The organism is Paenibacillus sp. J31R120, from assembly GCF_056269225.1.
This window is the reverse complement of the sequence record NZ_JBWDNN010000002.1, coordinates 758,320-782,160: the sequence shown is the minus strand read 5'-3', so window position 1 is coordinate 782,160 and position 23,841 is coordinate 758,320. Positions and strand designations below refer to the sequence as shown.

The 23,841-nt window shown below is 50.9% G+C and carries 19 protein-coding genes; 6 read left to right on the top strand and 13 right to left on the bottom strand.

All coding sequences use genetic code 11. The features are described 5' to 3' along the window. Positions 1-18: 18 nt before the first annotated feature. From AC0YNW_RS10035 to wsfD, 6 genes are all read right to left on the bottom strand, one after another. Complete coding sequence (locus AC0YNW_RS10035) at positions 19-852, bottom strand: carbohydrate ABC transporter permease (RefSeq protein WP_475832201.1); 834 nt, start codon at positions 850-852, stop codon at positions 19-21. Further along, complete coding sequence (locus tag AC0YNW_RS10030; RefSeq protein ID WP_387469903.1) at positions 852-1,733, bottom strand: carbohydrate ABC transporter permease; 882 nt, start codon at positions 1,731-1,733, stop codon at positions 852-854. Before AC0YNW_RS10030 ends, AC0YNW_RS10035 begins: the two co-directional genes overlap by 1 nt. 135 nt (positions 1,734-1,868) lie before the next feature. Next, positions 1,869-3,251 carry an extracellular solute-binding protein gene (locus AC0YNW_RS10025; RefSeq protein ID WP_387469905.1) on the bottom strand — a complete coding sequence of 461 codons (1,383 nt, stop codon included), beginning with the start codon at positions 3,249-3,251 and terminating at the stop codon, positions 1,869-1,871. 283 nt (positions 3,252-3,534) lie between these two features. Further along, complete coding sequence (locus AC0YNW_RS10020; protein ID WP_475831828.1) at positions 3,535-4,158, bottom strand: hypothetical protein; 624 nt, start codon at positions 4,156-4,158, stop codon at positions 3,535-3,537. Positions 4,159-4,301: 143 nt separating this feature from the next. Then, positions 4,302-5,261 (bottom strand): alpha/beta hydrolase, encoded by a 960-nt coding sequence (locus tag AC0YNW_RS10015; RefSeq protein ID WP_475831827.1) that lies wholly within the window; start codon positions 5,259-5,261, stop codon positions 4,302-4,304. Positions 5,262-5,453: 192 nt separating this feature from the next. Beyond that, the gene (gene wsfD / locus AC0YNW_RS10010; protein WP_475831826.1) at positions 5,454-6,884 is read right to left on the bottom strand and encodes a glycan biosynthesis hexose transferase WsfD; all 1,431 of its coding nucleotides are present in this window, start codon (positions 6,882-6,884) and stop codon (positions 5,454-5,456) included. A 167-nt stretch (positions 6,885-7,051) separates the two neighbouring features. On the opposite strand from wsfD, the gene AC0YNW_RS10005 reads away from it, so the two are divergent. Continuing rightward, positions 7,052-7,897: an ROK family protein gene (locus AC0YNW_RS10005; RefSeq protein WP_475831825.1), complete on the top strand. Its 846-nt coding sequence runs from the start codon at positions 7,052-7,054 to the stop codon at positions 7,895-7,897. Between the two features lie 81 nt (positions 7,898-7,978). On the opposite strand, the gene AC0YNW_RS10000 is transcribed toward AC0YNW_RS10005, so the two are convergent. The 4 genes from AC0YNW_RS10000 to AC0YNW_RS09985 all read right to left on the bottom strand — a co-directional run bounded on the left by AC0YNW_RS10000 (position 7,979) and on the right by AC0YNW_RS09985 (position 14,826). After that, the gene (locus tag AC0YNW_RS10000; protein ID WP_387469915.1) at positions 7,979-8,662 is read right to left on the bottom strand and encodes a PspA/IM30 family protein; all 684 of its coding nucleotides are present in this window, start codon (positions 8,660-8,662) and stop codon (positions 7,979-7,981) included. Positions 8,663-8,751: 89 nt separating this feature from the next. Further along, positions 8,752-10,086 carry an ABC transporter substrate-binding protein gene (locus AC0YNW_RS09995; RefSeq protein WP_475831824.1) on the bottom strand — a complete coding sequence of 445 codons (1,335 nt, stop codon included), beginning with the start codon at positions 10,084-10,086 and terminating at the stop codon, positions 8,752-8,754. After that, entirely contained in the window at positions 10,083-12,737 is a 2,655-nt protein-coding gene (locus tag AC0YNW_RS09990) for a putative bifunctional diguanylate cyclase/phosphodiesterase (protein WP_475831823.1), read from the bottom strand. Before AC0YNW_RS09990 ends, AC0YNW_RS09995 begins: the two co-directional genes overlap by 4 nt. Before the next feature lie 352 nt (positions 12,738-13,089). Beyond that, positions 13,090-14,826 carry an ABC transporter ATP-binding protein gene (locus AC0YNW_RS09985; protein ID WP_475831822.1) on the bottom strand — a complete coding sequence of 579 codons (1,737 nt, stop codon included), beginning with the start codon at positions 14,824-14,826 and terminating at the stop codon, positions 13,090-13,092. 222 nt (positions 14,827-15,048) lie between these two features. Here AC0YNW_RS09985 and AC0YNW_RS09980 point away from each other — a divergent pair, with 222 nt between their 5' ends. The 5 genes from AC0YNW_RS09980 to AC0YNW_RS09960 all read left to right on the top strand — a co-directional run bounded on the left by AC0YNW_RS09980 (position 15,049) and on the right by AC0YNW_RS09960 (position 21,325). Then, the gene (locus AC0YNW_RS09980) at positions 15,049-16,491 is read left to right on the top strand and encodes an ABC transporter permease (protein WP_475831821.1); all 1,443 of its coding nucleotides are present in this window, start codon (positions 15,049-15,051) and stop codon (positions 16,489-16,491) included. Between the two features lie 14 nt (positions 16,492-16,505). Continuing rightward, complete coding sequence (locus AC0YNW_RS09975) at positions 16,506-18,014, top strand: ABC transporter permease (protein WP_475831820.1); 1,509 nt, start codon at positions 16,506-16,508, stop codon at positions 18,012-18,014. Positions 18,015-18,145: 131 nt separating this feature from the next. Beyond that, positions 18,146-19,975 carry an ABC transporter substrate-binding protein gene (locus AC0YNW_RS09970; protein WP_475831819.1) on the top strand — a complete coding sequence of 610 codons (1,830 nt, stop codon included), beginning with the start codon at positions 18,146-18,148 and terminating at the stop codon, positions 19,973-19,975. Positions 19,976-20,074: 99 nt separating this feature from the next. Then, complete coding sequence (locus AC0YNW_RS09965; RefSeq protein ID WP_475831818.1) at positions 20,075-20,533, top strand: hypothetical protein; 459 nt, start codon at positions 20,075-20,077, stop codon at positions 20,531-20,533. A gap of 321 nt (positions 20,534-20,854) precedes the next feature. Continuing rightward, positions 20,855-21,325 (top strand): hypothetical protein, encoded by a 471-nt coding sequence (locus tag AC0YNW_RS09960; RefSeq protein ID WP_475831817.1) that lies wholly within the window; start codon positions 20,855-20,857, stop codon positions 21,323-21,325. A gap of 43 nt (positions 21,326-21,368) precedes the next feature. On the opposite strand, the gene AC0YNW_RS09955 is transcribed toward AC0YNW_RS09960, so the two are convergent. From AC0YNW_RS09955 to AC0YNW_RS09945, 3 genes are all read right to left on the bottom strand, one after another. Next, the gene (locus AC0YNW_RS09955; RefSeq protein WP_475831816.1) at positions 21,369-21,818 is read right to left on the bottom strand and encodes a hypothetical protein; all 450 of its coding nucleotides are present in this window, start codon (positions 21,816-21,818) and stop codon (positions 21,369-21,371) included. Positions 21,819-22,023: 205 nt separating this feature from the next. Then, a complete protein-coding gene (locus AC0YNW_RS09950) occupies positions 22,024-23,100 on the bottom strand; it encodes a DUF1835 domain-containing protein (RefSeq protein ID WP_475831815.1) in 1,077 nt (358 codons plus the stop codon). Between the two features lie 78 nt (positions 23,101-23,178). Continuing rightward, positions 23,179-23,661 carry a DinB family protein gene (locus AC0YNW_RS09945; RefSeq protein ID WP_475831814.1) on the bottom strand — a complete coding sequence of 161 codons (483 nt, stop codon included), beginning with the start codon at positions 23,659-23,661 and terminating at the stop codon, positions 23,179-23,181. Between the last annotated feature and the right edge of the window lie 180 nt (positions 23,662-23,841).

Genomic DNA, 23,841 nt, shown 5'->3' with positions numbered 1-23,841 from the left:
CTCCTCCCGCCCTGGCCCCTAGCCCTTCACGCTTCCGGCCGTAATGCCTTCAATGATCTTGTCTTGCAGGAATGCATACAGAACAAGGACAGGCAACACGCTGAATACAATGCCCGCGCATATATACGCGTAATTCGTCTGGTATGCGTCCCGAAAGCCAACCATGCCCGTAGGCAAAGTACGAAGCGCATCCTTGCTAATAAAGAAGTTGGATAATAAGTATTCGTTCCATACACCAAGAAAGTTCACAATAAATACGGTAACAAGCGCCGGAATCGTGACGGGCATAATAATCCGGAAGAATAGACCAATCGACCCGAGCCCATCCATAATGGCCGCTTCCTCCAGCTCACCCGGTATCGCTTTCATGAATGCAGCGATCAGAAGCACGCTGATCGGAAGCGCTCCTGCTGTGTAGGGCAAGAATAATGACCAGTGTGTATTAAGCAGCCCCAGATCGGATACGAGAATATATTGCGCAATGAACAATACATTGCTCGGTATAAGCATGCCAATCAAGACAACCTGATAAATCACTTTGCTCGTACGAATCAGTCGCATGCGGGTCAGCGCGAACGCCGTCGCAGCTGAGAGGATAACGCCCGCTACGCCCGATGTCAGCGACAGATAAGCGCTGTTGAAGAAATACGTGCTGATTTTGGCCGATACCCATGCATCGATATAATTTTGAAATACCAGTTCAGTCGGGAAGCCGAATGGATTCTCCGCAATATCAATATTGTTGTCCTTCAGGGAAGAGAAGACTACGAAGACAAAGGGGATAAGCACAGCCGCAACATAGATCATGAGAACGATATGCGGCAGCGTTCTTCTTGCCTTAGCGAGCAGCATCAATAAGTCACCTCTTCCTTCGTGCGGCCAAAGGTCAGTTGATACAGGGCTGTTAATACAAGCGCAATGACAAAGATCAGCAGCGCGAGAGAGGTGCCGTAGCCGTATTCGCCGTAGCGAATCGCTCGGTTGACCATATAGGAAGCCATAACCTCAGTCGAACTTACAGGCCCTCCTTTAGTCATGACAAGCACGATATCTACCACTCTCATGGCCCCTGCGATAGACAGCATGACAATTACGGAAATAATGGGCTTGATCAGCGGAACGGTGATGCGGATCGCTCTCTGGAAGCCTCCGGCTCCATCGATCTCTGCCGCCTCATTCAATTCTCGCGGAATTGCCAATATAGCAGCTAATACCAGCACGATATAGAAGCCCATCCACTGCCACGCATTCGTAATGAGAATAGCCCATAACGCGAATCGCGTATCCGCCAGCCAGTAGATCGTATCGATGCCGAACAAGCCTAGAAACTTGTTCACGATGCCGGCCTCCGGGTTATAGATGAATTGCCATAGAATGCCGATAACAGCTGTGGATAGAATCGCCGGCACGAACACCGTTGTTTTGTAGAAGCCTTGAAGCCGCTTCACGCTACCAATCAGAATAGCGAAAAAGATTATGATCGGGACCTGTACGAATACGGAAAAAAGAATGAAATACATATTGTTGACGATTGATTTTTGGAAATAAGAATCTTGCAGAGCGGTAGTGAAATTATGGAACCCGATATACTTCGGCGCGTTCAGGCCGTCCCAATCCGTAAACGCGTAATATGCCGATGAAAGCATGGGATAAATTGTGAAGAGGAAGTACATGCCGATCGTCGGAATGACGAACAAGGCGTATACGTACGGATTTTTCAAGGCGCTTCTCATCTTCAATCCTCTCTCCTTCCTACAAAATATAGCCTGTTGTGCCTGTGCCGATTGCAAGAGGAGCCCCTCTATGTGCGGGAAGAAGACGCCGCCCACAGGGAGCGGGCCGCGCCTTCATTTCGTTCATGTGCGCCCTTACTTGCCAGCCTCCGCGTCAAGTATTTTCTGAATCGCGTCGCCTGCCTGCTGAGCCGTTGCTTGCCCCGCAATAATGGCCTGGAGCTGCGTCTCTGTCTCGGTATAGACCTTCGACGGGATGCTGATCTCAAAGTGGGAGAAGGCGCCGCCAGAGGCTGCCGCTACATCCAGCACCTGCTTCACAACCGGGTCCTCTACCGTGCCCATTACTTCAGGCGAAAGCTTCATAGCCGGCAATACGCCGTCTTCCAGCAATCCCCGAAGCTGCATGTCGTCATTGTACAGGTTCTTGATAAAGGCCTTGACTGCCTTTAGCTCATTATCATCCAGAGTCGCTGAGAAGCCATAGCCATTGCCGTAGTTTCCGTTCACATACGTCTGATCGCCTTTACCCCCTGGAACAGCCGGGAACGGAACATAACCCACGTCTTCCGGCGTAATGTTTTTGGTCAGCTCCTCATTCTTGAATGCGGATGAGCGCCAGCTGCCATCGAACATCATGCCTGCTTTGCTGTTGAGGAATTCATTCAGCATCTGGTCATAGCTGAGGCCTAGCTCGCCTTTCGTGAAGTACCCCGCTTTGACCCATTCCTCATACTTCGAGTAAGCGGCTACAATTTCTGGGGAGTTGAACTTCAGGGAGCCGTCCGAGACGCGCTCTACAAGCTCATGGCCCGCATAACGGCCAATCAACGTATTCACAAGCATGTTAGGCACCCATGCCGCCTGCGACCCCATCGCGAACGGGGTAACGCCCGCTTCCTTCAGCTTGGCCGCTGCTGCCTCCAGCTCCTCCAGCGATGTCGGTGCTGCAATGCTATGCTCGGCAAACAGCTTCTTATTATAGAAAATACCTTCGTTATTGCCTCCGATCGGGAGGCCGTATATTTTGTCCCCCACCATGAATTGGCCAAGGTTCAGAAACTTGTCTTTGATGCCCAGCTCATCGAGAATCGGCGTCAACTCCAGCAGACGTCCTGCCTTTGCGTACTTCTGGGCGTCGCCCATGCCGCCGAACAAGTCGAAAATAACGGGCGGATTGCCTGCTGCCATTTCCGCTGGCAGCTTGGTGTAGCGGTTCACCTGATCTTCGACCGCGTCCAGCTCGAATTTCAAGCCTGGGATTTCTTCCTCTGTTTTCTTGACAACATCGTCGAGCAGCGCCTTGCGGAATTTCTGTGCGTCGCCGATCTGAATGTGACGGAGCGATACGGTGAAGGGCTCCACCTTATCCGGTTCAGTTGTCTCCTTATTGCCGTTATTGGTGCTTTCCCCGTTGCTTGGCTTCGGATCATTCTTGCTTCCATTACCAGAGCAGCCGGCGAGTACAAGCGTGAAGCCAAGCGCAAGAATCAGCAGCAACTTAAGTCCCTTAATCATATTCTTGACCCTCCCATAACTACTTTTAATGGTGTTGCCTCTTCATTATAGAAGCGCTTACTTAGGTCGAATAGGTGGATATTTCCACAATTAGGGACAAAAACATCCACTTTAGGAGAGGGTGCATGCCGTTGAGAATTTAAGTTCAACTTAAAGTTCAACTTACGAATACGGGTCGTTTTTGCCGCTGTTAAGCTGGTGACAATATGGGGTCAAATAAAAAAATCCTCCTACAAAGTAGAAGGATTAAATCAACTTATGGATGTAAGAAAAGCTTATGCCGTTACAGAATCAGCTTGGCGAATACGCCTGCCAATACGAGATACAGCGTAATGGCTGCAATGAAGTAAGAAGCGGTCTTCTCCTTGCTGATTCCGCTCGCTACGAGCCCTCCTTGCAAGGAAAGCGCCAGAGTGGATAACAGCGTAATCGACAGCACCATCATCGACAGTGTGAAGTGGAACGACAAAATGCCGGACAGCAGAAAGCCCGCTCCTGTTATGTACTGAATTCCGCCAATTCGAATCACAAAGAGCTTCCATGCCGGCTGCACACCGCTTCTCCACCATCCCGCCAGCCATAACGCCGCGAGCAGCGCGACGAGCGACAGCAAGCCCAACAGGAACATGCGGCTGAAAATCGCAAATGAAAGCGAATTTGGCGTAAACAATCCGCCGAAAGGTATTGCGCTGTAGAGCAGCCCGGTAATTTTGTTCCCCAGTATTAACACCCAAATCAAATAACCTACGAATGATACCGCCAGCCCCAATGCTCCGTAAATCCATTCCTTCGCTGTCAGCTGCAAGCTCTCCAGCGGGTTCTTGAGCAGGGTTAACAGCTTGTTCCGTTCCACTTTTTTGAGAGAGTCTGTTACTTCAGTAAAAGCATGATTGCTTTTCGGATCCATGCCCATCCTCCTAATCGTCATTTGGCACTATTGTACCGTACGACTCTCCCATCCGTATATTAAAAATTGAAATTTTTTCAGAAATTCCGACAATATTCCTTATATAGCGGGGTGAATCATCCTATACACGTCCGTCCGGAGCATTATTCAGGCCAGCCTTCTTTGATATACAACAGCTCCAGCACCGCTTCCGTTACGGCTTGCGGCCTATAAATCTGTATGGAGTGCCAGCTGTCCTCGACAATCGTCTGCTTCACCTTGTTCGACAAGAACAAGAGCGGCTGCTGATCCTGCTTCCATTCCTCGCTTTGCTTGCCCGCCGTCAATACCAGGACAGGCGTACCGGAGTAAATCGGGGGTGCTCCCTCCAATTGTAATGCACTCTGCTCCATATGCAGAAATTCCTCGTAAGCCGCTTGATACGCATGGTTTCTGTAGCCCACCGATATAGCGGCAGCTTGCAAATGAGCCGGAAGCCCGTTATGGCCGACATGCTTCTTCAGCAGACGCAGAATGCCAAGCGGAGACAGGCGGTATCCCCACTTGTACAGGCGTTCGTTGGCATGCCTCACTTTGGCCCTGGACTCACTTCGACGTGAGGGAAGGAAGCGGCGCTCATGCGCGGCATCGACAAGCACGATGCCAAGCACATCATCCGGATAGCGGGATGCGAACAATCTTACGATCATGCCTCCGAACGAGTGTCCGACGAGCAAGTAAGGCGGCTTCAAGTGGAGTGCCTCCAGCAGACGCTTCAAGTCATCCACATAGGCCTCGCATGTCGGCTCCCCCATCGGCTCTGAGCTCCAGCCGAAGCCTGCCCGATCATAAGACAAGACTGTCGAATGACGGGACAGCTCCTCCTGAACCAGCGACCAACCGATAGAGCAGCCGCCCATACCAGCCTCCAGAATAACGGTAGGCCCTCCCTCTCCCGTCACATGGGCATGCAGCTTTCTAGTGCCAATATCGACTAGCCGGCCTGCAGGCTTACAGATGCGGAGAGAGCGCCGGGAAGCCGCCGTTTGGAACAGCGTAAGCGGGAACAGAATCGTGGCAAGAACAGAGCGCATCCATCTATCTTTGCGAGCAATAAGAGTCATCCTATATCTACACCCCTTACCCAGTAGAATGATCGTATCATCCTCTTCATCGTAGGGGAAAAGCGATTTTCAAAAAAGTGTTACTTTGATTCGCAAAGTTTCATATTTTCACCGCTCGTTTCGTGACATAAAAAAAGGGATACAAGCCCGTTACCAGCTTGTATCCCTTCCATCGCATCCCATTCATGCTGCTTATATCGTGTCTCTCCGTCTTAATCTTGAACAGATCTGATAGATGACCCATACCGCTCCCGTCACCAGCATCATATCGAAGATCGCATTGAACAAGAACAGATGCTTGCCCATATCCGCTTGACCGTCGCCGACAATTGGAATGAGGAAGCTGAATACCCCCGTCAGTCCTAGCAAAATAAACAATTCGACTGCCGCGCGACGCTTTCTGTCCGCACTTCTCATCCATTCCCAGGCCGCAGCCGCGAAATAAGCTAGACCGACAACCGCAATGAACCATAGCTGATTAGGCAAAATCCTCTTCTTGAACTCACTCCAGCCGCTATATTGATACGACAGCGCGCCTGCCGTTTTTCCTTCGCTCTTCTCGTAATTGCCCAAATAATAAGGGCGAATCATCATGCCGTTCTCAGCAGCATATTCCATATTGCCGATCAGTCTGCCGGGATTCTTGAGATAAAACCACAAAACATCGGCATGCGAGATTCGATCGTAGAAGTCTGCCTTCAGAGATGGATCATTCTGCTTGATTGCCGTATCCGCTTGAAAGTAGTTCGTACCCGCAAGCACGGACAAATGAGCCGGGAGGCCAAGCTCCCTCAAGTCTCCCTCGACGTCAGGTGAATCCTTCAGCACGCCGAAAAATACCGTTTGATACGTATTAATATCTTTGAAGTCCTTCGGAGCCGCGATATACATCGCAGCTGAGACAATTAGGGTAAGCACGGACAGGGATAAGCCGAGCTTGCGCCATGCCTTCTCCTTCTTGAGCGTAGCGTAGCGCAGACCAAGCAGCGCAAAACCGACGCCGACCGGCGCATTCTGCGTCTTCGAACATACCAGCAGCAAAGCCGATACAAAAAACAGAACCAGCACGGCTCGCGAAGACTCCGACTGCTTGGTCAGCATCAGTCCGAACGCCATCGTCAGCAGCAGGAATACGAGTGATGCCGGCTCCCCGTACAGCGAGTTGAAGTAAGCCAGATAAGCGATATCAAAAAATACAAACAGGATGAGCGCTGCCAGCGCAATTCCCGTTAAGATAGATTTGGTTTTGTTAAATTTGATCAGCAAATAGCTCGCTGTGATCAGCAAGAGCGCATACATAACGCCCAGCACCCGGATATCAAAGGCTTCTCCGTTGAAGAGCTTGGCGATACCTCTGGCCAAGGCTACCAAAATCAGCTGCGACGTCAAATAAAAGCCGCGGAAAAACTCATCGTAAGCGAAATTTGCATGAGCAAAGCGGAAAAACCGATCCTCATAAGACTCGCTGGCATCATAATAATTTAATCCGATAGAACCCATAATACGAAGAAAATCCCCGTTATCCGCAACACCAACGAATGTTCTTGCGAATAGTAGCACGATAACCACAACAATAGCGGCAAGCAGAAAAATCCGCTCGACGTTAAGCCATTTTTTAAACATAATCACCAATCCTATTACAATAGTTTCTTGCACTTGCCTCATGCCGCCGCTAGATTCGAAATCCGATCTCATAGAAGCATGTAGAACAAATTGCCAAATATAACTTATATATGGTAGCATGTTATTCGAATGATTTCTAGTTTCGCATGTTTAGGAGGAGTTATAGAATGAATCCTTATGTAGGCATCGAGATTGACGGGAACCATATGGTCCTGCTCGCAGACACGCCGGAAGGCTTACTGAAACATTCGGTCCCAACAGGCAAAGAGTGCGAGCTGATACACCTGCAACGAGAGGTTGAGCTGTTCGTCCAGCGCTTGCCTTATTCGCCGAAGGGAATCGGCATGGGTATGCCGGGGCTTGTCGCCGGCCATGACAAGGTAGAGCTGAGTCATGTCGTACCTGCCCTGAACGGCGTCACAGCCGGACAATTCTCCACCCCATCGAACCTCCCGGTCGCCTTCATTAATGATGTGAAAGCGGCTACACTGGCAGAGGCGGCCCACCACGCAGACCGCGATACCGTCGCTGTCGTTATGATCGACACGTTCATTGCATCCGGTGTCGTCGTGAAAGGAAACCTGTTGCTGGGCGCAAAAGGCTGGAGCGGTGAATTCGGCTACATGGTCATGTCGGTTGACGGTGAACCGAAGTCTCTGGATCTGCTCGCAAGCGGCTACGCCATCACGAACCAAGCCGGCGTGGACAGCGAGACGATCCGTCTGCAGCTGGAGCAGAATGATGCGGCTGCCTTGGAGACCGTGCGAAGAGCCGGAACCTATCTGGGCTATTCACTGGCGAACCTGATTCACCTGTACAACCCGGACGTGCTGGTCATCGGCGGCAGTACGCCGAAGTACAAAGGTTATATGGAAGCGGTCATGTCCGCACTGGAGGCCCAGGCGCTTCCCGAACTGCTTAAATGCTGCTCCATTGAAGCGCCAAGGGTGGAGAGCCATTCCATGGCTTACGGCGCAAGGGAATGGATACAGAAGCTTGCATCTGCTACATAGGAACTTATACTTCATCCTTCCAATAATAACAAAAAGCCCGGCCTATGCCGGGCTTTTCTATTTCTTTGAATGCTTGATCCCCTAGGACTTCTGTCCCTCGATCTCCGCTTTAAGCGCTGCAAGCTCGTCGTCGATCTCGGTATGTTTTGCATCCTTCTCCAGCTGATCGAACTTATCGTCAAGCGACTTGCCTTCGTTGGCAAGCTCGTAAGCGGCGTCTGCCTGATCATGCATTTGCTTGATTTTCTCTTCCATACGGGTGAATGTCGCGCCCAGGTTGTCCACGCCGACGCCGCTCATCGTTTTGTTGATACGCTCTTGCGCTTTGGCCGCTTCGGCTTGGGCGATCAGCGAGCTGCGCTGCGTCTTCATCTCCTGAACCTTCGTCTTCATTTCCTTCAGCTGAGCACGCAGCTTATCCGCCGTCGCTTTCGCACGGTCATAGTTCACTTGAAGCGCGTCGCGCTTGTCCGCATGGCGCTTCTTGTCCGCCAGCGCATCGCGCGCCAATGTCTCGTTGCCGCTTGCCAGCGCTTGACGGGCCTGCTGGTCACGCTTGCCCACAATCTCAGTCGCTTCCTGAAGCTCGCGTTCGAACCGCTTCTCCACCGCAATCTGCGAAGTAACGGCAGCCGTTACCTTCTCGATATCCTCATCCAGCTCACGCAGCACTTGATCGATCATTTTCACCGGATCTTCCATTTTGTCGATTGCCGCATTGACATTTGCCTTGCCTACTCTGAACAGCCGCTGAAAAATACTCATATCCATTGCCTCCCCATTCCATCCATTAGTATACATTGTTATACGCTTCTGTCAGCCGAATGGTTTCATTTGGCTATACATTCCACGTATTACCGAAGTGCAACTTCCTTCTTCTTCTGTTCCGCCAAATAGGCCTTTAAGATATTGATCTCTTTCCCGAGCGTTCCTCTAATTTCCTTCTCCGCTTCTTTGATGATCGCGTCTGCGTTCCGCTCGCGCTCAATCCCCTGATTGATCACTTTGGACCATATCGCCTTGGCGGGCACATCAATCGGTGTGGGCACTGTCTCCATCATACGTTTAGCCAGTATTTCGTTCAAGGCATACAGGTTTTGCCCGCCAAAAAAATCGTTTTTGCGCGTCAGGCGCTCTGCCTGTCCTCTTGCCGGGTAATACGACGGCACGCTGTTGCTATTGATTGCCTTCATGCTCCATTCCGTCACACAATATTCGATAAAGGTATAAGCCCATCGTTTGTTAGTCGCTGATGAAGGCATCATAAAGCTTGAGCTGTTGACCCAGCCGTACAAATTGAACGGCAAGCGCGTCTGCCTCCATAACCCAGCCGTCTCCGGCGCCCATAGCTCAATTTGATTGGCGCCCCATGTTCCCATATAAAGCATTGCGACCTTGCCCTTCTTAATCGCTTGCGAGCCGAACTGCGTCCATATGTCCGAAGACGATATGAGACCTTCATTATAGACAGTCTTGGCCAGTTCGATCGCCTTCCGGGTTGCGTCCGTATTTCGTCCGAATTCCATATTATCTACGAACATCGGCTGCGTACTGTCGAATAACTGGATGACATCCATCGGCCAGAGCGCGAGATAGCTGTTGCTTTCTTTCAGCGCGCGCGCAATATGGAGCCAATTTTCCGGATTCTCCATATACAAGCCAAGCTCATCCGGGTCCGACGGAAAGCCGTGCTCCTCCAGAATGTCTGCGCGATAATAAGTCACCATCGGTGAGCTGCCGGACGGAAGCCCGATCAGCGAGCTGCGGTCGAACGACAGATTGCTGTTCCATAGACTTTCGCTGAAGTCGTCTTCATACTGGCCTGCGCCATAATCCAACAGATTCTCCAGACCCGTAATCGCGCTGAACTGTCCAAAGTGCTCGCTGTCGGCTATCATAACATCCGGCGTCTTCCCGTCTGCCATCGCCTGCTGGTAAGCGTTCACATAGGCATCATTCGAAAAGGTCTTCACATGCACCGTCACATTCGGATGCTTGATCTGGAACGCTTCGATGATAGGCTCCCAACCGCCATAATAGGACCAGAACTCGAGCTCTACCGGGTCCTTGGACATATGGATGGGTGTTGCTCTCAGTCGATCCTCAGCATCCTCCGGAGCTACTACAGTCTGATCGCAAGCCGTCAGCGCGATCAGAATCGCTAGAACGATTAATCGTACATTTCTCATGCTTCCGCCCCTCGTCTCTGAAAAGGTAAGCTGCGCATCTCGTTCCGGATGTAACGCTCGAATTGCTCGCTGCGAAGCGGCTTGCTGAAATAATAGCCTTGCAATTCATCACAATGCAGCCCTGCGAAGAAGGTTCTTTCCTCCTCTGTCTCAATCCCCTCCGCCACGACTCTCAGCCCCATGCTGTGTGCCAACTCGATCACCGCCCGTACGACGGCTGACTTGCGCGCGTCATGCTCGGCATCCTTAATGAACGTGCGATCCAGCTTTACGATCGAGACCGGGAGACTCTGAAGCTGGCTTAACGACGAATATCCCGTGCCGAAATCATCAATGGATATCTGAATGCCAAGGCTCCGCAGCTCAGACAGCATCTCAATGACACTCTCCATCTGCCGGATAAAAACGCTCTCCGTAATCTCGATGACAACCATATGTGGATCGATTCGCGTCTCTCTTAATATTTCGACAATGTTCTCTACCAGATTACGCTGGTCAAAGTGCTTGGCCGACAAATTAATCGAGACCGGCAACAACGGGAAGCCTCGCTCCTGCCATTTCTTCGATTGCCGGCATGCCTCCCTGAACACCCACATGTCGATATCCAGAATCATGCCCGAAGCCTCGGCCAGCGGAATAAATCTGGCGGGAGGAATAAGCCCGATCTCATGATGCTCCCAGCGCACTAGCGCCTCGAACCCTATCGTTGCACCCGTATTCGGACATACCTTCGGCTGATACACCAGGAAAAACTGTTTGTTCTCCAGCGCCCGCCGTATCCCGTTCTCCAGATGCATCTTATCATTCATCGATTGCTCCATTTCATGATCAAAGAAGTGGTAGCTGCTTCGCCCCTGCTCCTTGGCCTTGTACATCGCCATATCCGCTTTCTTCACGATATCATCAATGGTAGAACCATTCTCCGGATACAGGCTGATGCCGACGCTTGTCGTCGTATAAATAACCGATTCATTCAACTCGAATGGCATATTAAAGCAAGTGCATATCCGCTCTGCAAGCTCCACAGGCGACGAAGGGTCGACATAATGGAGCACGAATACAAACTCGTCCCCGCCTAACCTGAACACATGGCATTGATCCTCCGCAATATCGGTAAATCGGCTGGCCACCGCTTGCAGGAGAACATCGCCAGTCGCATGTCCCAGCGAATCGTTAATTTGCTTGAACCGATTCAAGTCTACGAACATAACGGCAAACCTCTGGTCGCTATGGCCGGAATCAGCCAGCATGGCCTCCAGTGTCTGCTGGAAGTGATGGCGATTCGGCAATCCGGTCAAATTATCGAAGTAAGCCATGAGGTGAAGCTGCTCTTCCGAATTGCGCAGCTGTTGGTTCATCCGCTCGGCATCCTGCAGCATTAACGATAAATTCGTGGACATATCCTTGAAGTTGTGAACAAGCGAGTCGATCTCCAATATTCCGCTATTGGGCCACTCTAGCGGCACGCCTGTCTTCAGCTTGATCGGCAGATTCGTCGTGGAGCCGGCAAGCTGCCGCAGACCGCGGCTCAGCCAGCGATTGATGCCATATGCCAATATCCCTGCCACAAGCACGCTGCCAAGGGTATATAACAAATGATAGATATATTCAAGGAAGATCTGTTCCTTGAACGACTCTACCGGTACGCTAACCGCAATAGAGACCGGAACATTCTCGAGCTGAAGCCGATAGACATAATTGGCATCCCGCCATTGCTCCGTAGGCATAAGCATGATGCTCTGCTGCTGCGGCATCTCGATGCCGAAGTTATCCGCGATGGGCTGTACGGTAACCACCTTCTGATGGTCAACTTCCCTCTTCAGCGATGTGGTCGCTAGCAAGTTGTCGTGCTCGCCCCTCATCGTAATATCGAACAGCTTTTGAGATGTATGCCGATTAATGATTTCGTTCAAATAACCAATCTGAATCACATGATGAAGACGGACGCCCAATTTATCGTCATCGCTCCACTGCGAGAGCTCATCGGATATGCTGGAAGCGGTATTGCTGACGGTCTGGAGTGTAGTGTTCGTAGAAGAATGATAGGAGTTCCAGCCGCTGATGATCATAATGACCAGAAACGGCAAGGCAACAATCGTAATCGACAAGTGAAATAACGCCCGGCTGAACGGAATCGGCTTATGCTTGTCCTCATCGAGATTCAACCATCTTCGAAGCGGCAGATAATCGACCAATATTTCCGATATGAGCGCATTGAACATGCCGTTGGCTGCCGTAACAGCCAGTAGAAGGATAAATTCTGTCGTGGAGAAGGGGCCGGACAAATAACAGCCCAGTAGTGTAAGCGGTGTGCCCAATATGATCCAGAAGGCTATCCCGGGCACAAGGACGGGAACCTGCTTCCTTCGCTGCCAGATCCCGATCCAGCAAGCTTCTACCAGGAAGATGACCATATAGAGAGGTGCATTAAAAAAAAGCACAGCAGAGCTGTAGGTGACGACCCCGGCGGCTAAGCCGATGCGAAGACCGAAGAGACGAATAAGCAGGAGGAGCATAATATTCGTAAAAGCAAATGTAATTCCATAAATCAATTGAAGCTGCTCCGAGGCGCTGATCAATGCCATTATGATAATGCCTGCAATAAACAGCGTGCTGCGTCTGGTACGGGAGCTGTCTATACGTCTCAACATATGAACACGGCCCTTTCAAAACGAATCCTACACTTGCATAATAGCACCAGAGACTACTCTCCTAAATCATACCATAATTCGTTAAAGTAGACACGGGTTATGTTCATCACCATCAGGGAGATTTTTCTATTATTTCTTGTTCAGGGATTCCGCTTGAAATGATAGACTGCCAGCTTGTCCGCTGTGTCAGTCTGCGGACATAAAAACAGTTCCAGACCGATTATGGTCTGGAACTGTTCTTTGGGCGCGATTAGCGGTGAGTGGCACCGCTATTTCCGTGTCCCTACCCAATTGATGCAATTAGCGGTGTGTGGCACAACTATCTTAACTTTTGGGACAGATCCCAAATCGCTTAGCCGTTAGCAACAGCTACCCAATGTCCCTTCGTTACTTCTATAAATTCGGAGCGCTCCAGTCCGTATGGATCGGCTTTGGATGCTTCCGTATTCAGGATCAGCTTCTTCTGCGACTCCACTTTGGGGTCTGGTACGGGAATGGCGGACAGCAGCGACTTGGTATAGTCGTGGAGCGGATTGGCATACAGCTCCTCGCTCTCCGCCAGCTCTACAATCTTGCCGCGATACATGACCGCGACCCGGTCGCTAATATGCTTCACCATCGACAGGTCATGCGCGATGAACAGATACGTTAATCCCAGTCGCTGCTGAAGCTCCTCCAGCAGCTTCACGATCTGAGCCTGGATCGAGACGTCCAGCGCCGATAGCGGTTCGTCGCAAATAATGAACTCCGGCTCGACGGCAAGCGTACGCGCAATACCGATCCGCTGGCGCTGGCCGCCGGAGAATTCATGCGGATAGCGGAGCGCATGGGAAGCGTTCAGGCCAACCATCTCCAGCAGCTCCTCCACCCGCTTCTGCCGCTGCGCCTTGCCCGTGGACATGCCATGCACGTCCAGCGCTTCGCCAATAATATCAATGACGCGCAGCCGTGGATTAAGCGAAGCGTACGGGTCCTGGAAAATAATCCCCATATGGCGCCGCATCTTCTTCATCTCGTTCCGGTTCAATTGGTGGAGCGGAATGCCCCGGAAGAGCACCTCGCCGCCTGTCGCCTCGTGAAGCCTGAGAATCGTCCTGCCTGTCGTAGACTTGCCGCTGCCGGACTCGCCTACAACGCCAAGCGTCTCCCCTGCCTGGATATCGAAGCTGATATTGTTGACTGCTTTGACAATCTGCCCTTTGCCGAGGTCAAAATGCTGCTTCAGTGAACGAACCTGCAGAAGTGGCACATCATCCTCCTGATGGATAAAGCTTGGCACCGCCTTCGGCTTCTTCTTCTCGTCCAGACGCGGCAGCGCGTTCAGCAATCTGAGCGTATAAGGATGCTGCGGATTGGAGAAGATCTCCTCCGTCGTCCCCGTCTCCACGATCTCGCCTTCCTTCATGACCACTACACGGTCACACATCCCCGCCACCACGCCAAGATCATGCGTAATCAAAATAATGGATGTGCCAAGCTGTTTCTGGATATCCTTCATCTGTTGAAGAATTTGGGCTTGTATCGTCACATCCAGCGCGGTAGTCGGTTCATCGGCAATCAAGAGGGCCGGTCTGCATGCCAAAGCGATCGCAATCATAACCCGCTGGCGCATGCCGCCGGAGAACTCATGCGGATATTGATAGTAGCGCGCTTCCGGGTTCGTAATGCCGACCAGCTTCAGCATCTCGATCGCTTGCTTCCGTGCTTCGGCCTTTCCCAGCTTGCGGTGCTTGATCAAGCTCTCCTCGATCTGATTGCCGATTCTCATGGTCGGATTAAGTGAGGACATCGGGTCCTGAAAGATCATGCCGATATCTCTGCCGCGGATCGCTTCCATCTCGGCATCCGACTTGTCGGCTAGGTTCTGTCCTTTAAAGTACACCTCTCCGCCCTTAACCATAGACGGCGGCGAGGGCAGCAAGCGCATAATAGTGCGGGCGGTCACGCTCTTGCCGCTCCCGGACTCGCCTACGATACCCAGCGTTTCTCCTTCCTTCACCTCGAAGCTGACACTGCGGACAGCCTCTACTTCCTTGTCACGCGAATAGAAGGAAACGGATAAATCATTAACTTTTAATAATATATTCATGTTGTCACCCGCATTGTTATGATTTTCCATTATGAAAAATGGTTTCGTTCATCGCTAATCCATCGTTATTCTTCTCTATTGCATATTATATAATGTATAATATAGATTGTGTATTTACCAATAATAAGGATGTTGACTTTTCGAAATCCTTAAAATAAAATCTACTATATTGATCGGAATAATGCAATTAAAAAATCCTGGAATGAAAAGGAGCGGACTTGCTTGATAGGGCACGCCACTGCAACCGGGAACGGCATGGCTGAGAGAATAGCCGCCGTCTACCGCAAAATGTTACTACATCCGACCTATAGGCTGCTCTTATTGCTCGCGGGAGCGCCCATTTCCGCCATCGTATACATCTTCTATCAATATCGCAGATCCGCTCAGGGTTATCGCGGTGTGATCGAACATACGAGAAATGAACTGCTGCAATCCGGCTATCGGGACAAGATGTTGGCCGAAGCGAAGGATCAGCTTCAGAGAAAGCACCGCTTTTTCGGCAATACCGTCAGCGATAAGCACATTGAGGCTGAAGCAGCCAGAATCGCCGATAAGAAATTCGAAGAACGATTGCAGGAGCGTCTGCAAGCTAGGTTGAACAGCGACAATGGAACGCAATATTCCTTTGGCGACACGTTCCAGAAGCTCATTCAGCAGCCTCTCTTCTTTGCAATCTCGCTCATCATCGGCTTTCCGATGTATCTGCTTATGGCGGTGTATGCCAATCCTTATTTGAAATATATTGCGGAACGCCTAGTTATGGCGATCTTCGTCATATTCGGCGTTGCGTTCGTCGTATTCACGATCCTGTACATTTCGCCGATGAATCCGGCCACCAATATTTTGGGCGAGACGGCAACCGCGGAACAGATCGCAGCCTTCAATCACTTGTATGGACTGGATCAACCCTATCTCACCCAATTATGGAATACGATTAGGGGCATACTAACGTTTGACCTGGGCAAGTCGTTCGCGGGCAATGAATATGTATCGACCGCCATTGCGAACAAATTCCCGGTTACACTGACGTTGACAGTCATCTCGACCTTGATTGCGGTGCTGATTGCATTGCCTATCGGTATCATATCGGCTACGCGGCCAAATTCATTTTTTGACTACACCTTTATGTTCATTGCTTTGCTCGGACTATCCATTCCGAACTTCTGGCAAGGCTTGATCTTTATTCTGAACTTCTCAATCAAGCTCTCATGGCTGCCTGCGACGTACAATCCTGCCAATTGGCTGTCGGCCATTATGCCGATCGTCGTGCTGGGGACAGGGCTAACTGCCGCCGTTGCCCGGATGACCAGGTCCTCTACGCTTGAGGTTATCCATGAGGATTACATTACAACTGCCAAGGCGAAAGGCCTTGCTCGCAGACATGTGCTTTGGAAGCATGCTGTCGGCAACGCCCTGATTCCGATTATTACAGTCATCGGCCTGCAATTCGGCGCTATGCTGGGCGGTGCAGCGGTGACGGAGAAAGTATTCAACATTAGCGGTATCGGCAGCTACATCGTTGACAAGCAATTTATACCCGACATCCCCGCTATTATGGGCGGCGTTGTCTATACTGCAATTACGATATCTATCGTCAATGTCATTGTCGATCTTCTGTACGCCTTCTTTGATCCTAGAATCCGGTCCAAGATGAAACAATACTAAAGCAGGTGCTTCCCGTGACAAATTCATCCATCACCAAGCAAGAAATACGCTTCAGGCTGAAGTCCAGCTCGGAATACGGCCAAGCCAGCTTTGCCGGCATCGTATCCCTGGCACTTGCCATTGTATTGCTGCTGAACAGCTATTCGCCTGCCGAAGGAAGCTTCAAGCCTGCCGTGCTTGCTGTAAGCATCGTTTATCTGTTCTTTACGCTGCTGCAATTCGCGGCTTGGTACTTCATTCGCAAAAACTTGATGGAGACTGGCGAAATCAAGCGCTCTACAAGGGCGCTTGGCCATGTGCTGATGCTCAGCCTTCTATCTGCGAACGTATTCGTAGCGACTACCGCCTTCCAGCTAGTCAAGCGGAAGAAGAACGCCTCCTATACGCTTGCGGTCTATACGTTCATCACAACGCTGCTCGTATTCGCCGTATCTGCGCTGAATGTATTCAAACCGTATGTGGCGGACAACTTTATTCTCGGCATGTTCTTATTAATCATTTCCGCAGTTATTCAGTTAGTCAGCTTGCTCCTTGTTGCAAAATATGGCGACCGGGATGTTCTGCCTCGCTGGCTGGGACTTATCGCATTATTATTGATTCTGACTTCCCTATCAGGCAATCTGTTCGCGCTTGGCCTTGGGCTTCTGCTTTTCTCCAAGCTGCGCGACAGGGACTATACATCCGGCTCCAAGCTGGGCGATGTGGTTGCGAAGCTGTCCAGAAGCTCCACTTCCATGCTGGGTCTTATGTTCATCCTGTTCCTGATGACGATATCCATTACAAGCTATTGGACCTTTGACTACAGCATGGCGATTAACAACAATTACAGCAGTATTCTTCAGCCGCCCAACCTGGCTCATCCGCTCGGCACGGATAATTTCGGCAGAGACCTGTTCTCGCGCATCGTGTTCGGCGCCCGAATCTCCCTTATTGTCGGCTTGCTGTCGACGCTCATTCCGGTCATCATTGGCGGCGCGCTGGGCGCAATATCGGGCTACTACGGCAGGCAGACGGATAACATCATTATGCGCGCGCTGGATATCCTGTATGCGATTCCCGGCTTCCTGCTGGCAATTGCGATTATCGCAGCTTTCGGCGCCAGCACCGTCAATCTGATCATCGCGCTTAGCGTAGGGGCCATTCCGACCTATGCCCGGACGATGAGAGCGAATGTCATGCTCGTCTCGACACTAGAATATGTGCAGGCTGCACGAGCCTTCGGGTCAAGCGACCGCATCATTCTGTTCAAGCATATCGTCCCGAACTCGCTCGCTCCCATGATCGTCAAGTCAACTCTAACAATCGGCACGGCCGTCATCTCGACGAGCAGCCTCAGCTATCTTGGACTCGGCGTTGAGCCGCATATCCCTGAATGGGGCAATATCTTGAAGCTGGGCAGCGCTTATCTGGAGACGCATGCGTTCACCGCGATCTATCCGGGGCTTGCCATTATCGCGCTTGTGCTTTCGTTCAACTTCCTTGGCGACGGCTTGCGCGACGCACTGGACCCTAAGCTCGACTAGAGCAGGGATGCCTTAACCTTTCGTAACCTCATTCATGTTCCATCGACTTCTACGTTTCGAAACCAGGACCGGACGATGAATGAATGTGAGTTAACATACACCATCTTTATATATTGCAGGAGGGGAATACCATGAAGAAAAAAGGCAAATTTGCCGTACTGCTGCTGCTTAGCCTTATGATTGTACTTAGCGGCTGCACCTTGTCCACCAAGAACGACACCAACGAGGTTCCGACTCCGACGGACGGAGAGCCTGTTGTAGACGGCACTCCGGTAACGATCGAGCTGCTCGGCATGAGCGCGAACGAAGCAGATCTGAATATTGTTCGCGACCAACTGTCGAAAAACGGTTTTAACGTCAAGCTAAACATGCAAGCTGACTATGGCAGCTTCAAGGCACAGCAAGACGCTGGCAATTATGATATTGCCCTGTCCGGCTGGACAACCGTAACCGGCAACCCTGACTATGCGGTTCGCTCCCTGTTCAAGACTGGCGGCGACTACAGCATACTGGCGGACTCCGAGATCGACGCTTTGGTCGACAAAGCTTCAACCCAGACGCCTGAAGAGTTCCAAGCGACTTACAAGGAGTTCGATCAGAAGCTGGTCTTCGACAAAGCTTATATCGCTCCGCTGTACAGCTCGCTTAAAGCGCAAGCTTTGAACCAAGACGTGCTGAACCTGGACTCCGTTCGTATCTCCAAGTCGCGCTCCCTTCCTTGGGAGGATGTAAGCTTCAAAGATACGGCGAAGAACGCAACCGAATCTCTGGTGCTGCAATCGACCATGCCTACACTGACGTCCCTTGACCCGATCAAAGGAAACGACGGCTCCATTAACATCATCAACACCAATTTGTACGTTCGTCTGCTCAACCTGACGGATGATGACAAAATTACATCGGAAGGCTCCTTGTCCTACAACCATGCCATTGCCGATGGCAATTCCGATTACTACTTTATCCTGCGCGACGACATTAACTTCGCACAGATCAAAGACAAAAAAGCAGTTGATACAGGCGAGCGCGTAGGCGCGGACGACGTTATCTTCGCTCTGAACCGCGCGAAGGACAAAAACTCCGTACCGGATCACCGTACGTACACGCTGCATGAGCATATTCAAAACGTTGAAGTGGTAACGGATATCGCTGCCCTTGAAGGCGTGAACGTATCTGGCGGAGGCGACAGCGTAAAAGCCGCTCTGGAGAAAGGTCTTCCAACCAAAATCTCCGCGCTTGTAGGCGACAAAAACCAAGCAAGCACAAAAGACGGCAAGTACCAAGTCGTGAAGCTGACAACGACAGTTCCGTTCCCTCAGGTTCTGAACTATCTGGCTCACCAATCGGCCGGTATCGTATCCAAGAAGCAAGTGGAAAGCATCAACACGTACGACGTTGAGAAGTTCGACGTGAACAAGGACATTCCTTACGGCGACCAAAACACCGTGACGGAAGGCAGCCAGTACAACAACACGCTGTACACAAGCGGCCCTTACATCCTTTCTTACAAAAACGATTACGAAGCCATCTTCCTGAAAAACCCGGCTTACATGCCTGGCACTGACCATGAGCCGAATATCAACAACATCAAAATCCGCTTCATCAAAGACGCTGACAGCGCGCTTGCCGCACTGCGCAGCGGCGAGATCCACCTGTTCTACGGCATCAGCGAGACGAAGTTCGACGTTGTGAAAGGCGACAGCAAGCTGGCTCTTCAAACATTGCCGAGCAACGCGGTTTCGTACCTGCTGTTCAACACGAAGAACCGTCCGGTAGCGGAGAGCGCGGATCTGAGAAAAGCCGTTCTCTACTCCATCAACCAAGACGAGTTCCTGGCTTACTACGGCGGCAACAAATTTAAAGCCGTATCCACGCTTAGCCCGCTCGTGAATACAGGTCTTGAGCTGAAAGCCGACGCGGCTAAAGTGAAAGAGCATCTGAACGCATACAAAGCAAGCAAATAAGAGGCAAGAGCATGGGAAGAGACTGCATCCGTCATCGCTGATGGCGGAGAGGTCTCTTTCTCCTATTGATCTAAAAATTAATTAAGGAGCGATATGAACATGGGAAAAGGAACGAAGCCAGAGACGAAGCTGTCACAGTGGGACGCGCTTTCACTTGAATCGCTGAAGACACAAGGCTGGACTGACGATGAATTGATTAATCGCGTGCAGACGGGCAATCTGCCGAAGGACGACAGCAAGTTCAAATTCGATTATGCCGGATTGACCACGCTCGCGGCAGAGCAAGCCTTGACCTTCACACAAGCCGTTCGTGACGGCTATCAGATCAAATTCAATACCATTCGCGGCATTCATAGCTGGATCTTGATTGTATTCGGACAAGAAGCGGAGCTGGCACTTGAACCTGGAGCCGAAGCGGTCATCGCTTCCTTGTCAGAGGAAGAAGCAAGCCGCCTGGAATCCGTCCTCTCCTTCGGCTGGACGCTGAACCTGCAAGAGGATGACGCTTCCGCAGCGGAAGGCAAACAGCTTTACAAGATCGTGCCTGTGCAGGGCTAACGACTCTACTACCTATTAAAATGCTGATCATAAACCGGACAACCTGCGGCACATGCAGAGTGTCCGGTTTTTCCGTTGCCTCCATAACCATATTCTTGAAGCTGTGCTATACTGAACTTTAAATGCTATCAGAAGGAGTGTCCTACCATTTCAGGATTTGCGCGCAGATTAATCGGTTATTTCTTGATCTTTTTATTTTGCTTCTGGTTAACGTCAATCGGAACACCCAGACCTTATGTTTACCTCATTCTAATTGTGCTCGCTGGCTCCTTGTTCGTCCCGTTCTTCTACTCTCTGCTGCGGGAGACCCGAATCGACCGGTTGGAGAAATTTTTAATCAAGCAGCATAAAAATCCGGATCTCTATATCTGTTATTTGATGGCCAACAATCGGACAGCTGAAGCCGAAGCTCTGCTGGAGAAGCTGCTCGCCAAGCATAAGAACCCTACCCGAAGAGCTTTGTATACCGCTATGTATGCTTCGCATCAAAAAAATACAGATACCATTCAAGCAGTACTTCCTCACATTCCAGCCGGGCAATACCGATCGTACTATGAAGCAGCCGTTCATATCGGGGAGGGCAATCTGGAGAAAGCCCACAGCTTGGCGGCAGGCGTATCCAAGCCGTGGATGAGAAACAGTCTGCTATCGGAGATCGAGCTTGCCAAGGGCAACCGGCAACAATCAATCATGTATGCCCGGCAAGCTTGGCAAGGCTGCAAAGGCGTACAGCGTTATGTCTCCTATAAGACTTATGAGCGAGATCTGCCTGAAGCGCTCGCCACTGCATAGTAAATAACCAACAAAACAACCGCCTGGATTCAGGCGGTTGTCGCTATTCTATGGGGATCGCAGAATCTCCCCTCATCTGTCTCCGGTTCAGCCAGAATCCCAGCGATACCGGCAAGGCAAGGTAGAACGGATAAGCAACCGTCATTGCAATGATGATAAGTCCTGTAACAGGAGCCGGGCGGTCTCCTTGGTGAGTCTCAGGAAACAGCTGGGCAAAGAGGGACACGAACAACACAAAATAAGGAACCCACAATAGCAGCGACCAATAACTCGAAGCTCTGCCCTCCAGCCACTTCCACACCATAGATGCAATTAAGATTGGCGCTAGCGCCGCTAACCCGATATTGATTCGTTCTACGCCGTCTACAACCGCGCCAAGCTCCCACTCCCCTATTCTGCTTATGCGATACACATTCACCATTAATTCGGTGCTTATAAATATCAATGCGCCCAATATCGCGCTGACAACATTCAATTTCCAGAAATACTTCATCCCCTTCTCCCTTCTACCTATGCCGCCTATACAGGATGCAAAGCCCGGTGCCCAGCGATTCTGTCATTCTGTCTATTCCGTCTCCTCAAATGCTTGATTCTACAAAATCGGAGGTTCACTTATACAACGCTTGGAGGAAAGAAATGGTTGCTATTCTCTCTGCTTTCCTATCATTCTAATTCACAGCACAGAACAAAGGACCGCCCTATTCAGGCGATCCCTTCACTTCCGGCGCGTACGAAGCCGGACTTCTTACACTATAGTATCTCATAGCGCGGGGCACTCCCTTAATCTGAAGCCTTCCCCTATAGATGAGCTCCCGGAGCCGATACTCCAGAAAGCTGTCATCTGCGTACTGCTCACAATAGCCGAGCGCTTGTCCGATAACACGGGCAGCCTTCATGAAGTCCCGATTGCCGCGTTCCCGATGGAGCTGCTCGATTGTCGCCATCAAATAATCGTCATAATAATGGTCGGAAACGGATTGAATTCCCTCCTGCTCCCATATGCGCAGAACCTCTTCCGTCTGCTCCAGCTCCAGCCATTCCCGCGCCAGCAAGCTGCGCCTTGCAGCGTCCAGTTGCTGCTGAGCTCCCGCTTTCCATACTTCGGCCAGCTTCTCGTCCGGAATTTCACCGGAATGAAGGTAGCGGATACTCCGATCAGGACGATCAAATAGCTTATAGCAAGTCTCTGCTGCCACAATCGTATAGCAGGTCTGGGTCATATCCTTGGTCAGGTAAGCCGCATGCCGCAGTCCCGTCTGCTCATAGGCATTCCCGCTGCTCCATAGCATAATCGACGCATCATGCGGAATGGCAGCCAGCTGTCTCCTTACTTGCTCCGCACGATCATAAGCGTCCCTGTCGTCATCCTCCGCATTAATATGATCACGCAGCCACTCACCTCTGCGGGCGAGCCCTTCCGTCTCATGGAGCCGCCAGAGCGGCCCCATCGCATAGCGCTCCCGCAGCACGATGATCTTGTGTTCCGCCTCCAGGCCCAGCTTGTGAAGCGCCAGCTTCAAGCTGCCGGCGAATGAATCCCCGTATACGATATGTACATAACGGCTGCTGCTGTCCGGCTCCCAGGAACGAACGCCATACTGAGCCCTAAGCACAAGCTGCTCCTGCAAATTCATCATATCCTCGACCAGCTGATCCTTTGATTGCGGGTTGTCGTTCACCATCTCCGCCCTCAGCAGCAAGTGCAGCGTATGTGTCCTGGCTTCATCGGACGAGATACGGCTGATCGCATCATTTAACCTGTCCAAATTCGTCAATGTTCGAATCATCCTTCACGGTTCTTATTTCTCCGTATAATGCCTTTGCCCCATTCATTCGAGCGCGTCCGGGCGACGCTACCGATCACCGATCTGTCTCTGATGGTGCATATCATGCTCGATAAATTCTTCTGTAATATAAATTAAAGAATAAGGCGTTCCGGTATGAGGGCATAAAGTCGTTCCATTAGCCGTGATGGGAAGCTCCAGAAGCTCATCTCCGATACTCTCCAGCAGCCTGCATAGCTCCAAGCGGGTTGACCTGAATTGTTCGATCAGCTGCAGCTTGGCGATGCCAGAGCGAGCATGCGCATAAGCCCCCGCATTAAAGGAATCAAAATCCGGGAAAACAACTCCCTGCCGCTGCAATGCGTCAGGCACCGCTGTTGCAATGAGATAGCGGTCCCACTGGGCCAAATGAGCGATAATTCCCGCAATCGAAGCCTTTCCTTCGGCAATTGGCGCGAACCATTCCTGATCTGATACTTCGGCCAGTTTATCCACCCATTCCGTTAAGCTAGCAAAACGGTTAATAACCGCTTGGTTGCAAGTAGAGATCATCTCATCTTCCTCCTATAATCATCATACTACTAGTATAATATGGGAACGTATGTTTGTAAAATAGTCCACCCGTTTGTTACATTTTATAAAGAAAGGTTCAGCTTTCAATAAGCAAAAATAATTGGCCTCTCCACTCGGAACATGTTACGTTCATATAACCAAGTATAACCATATGCATAA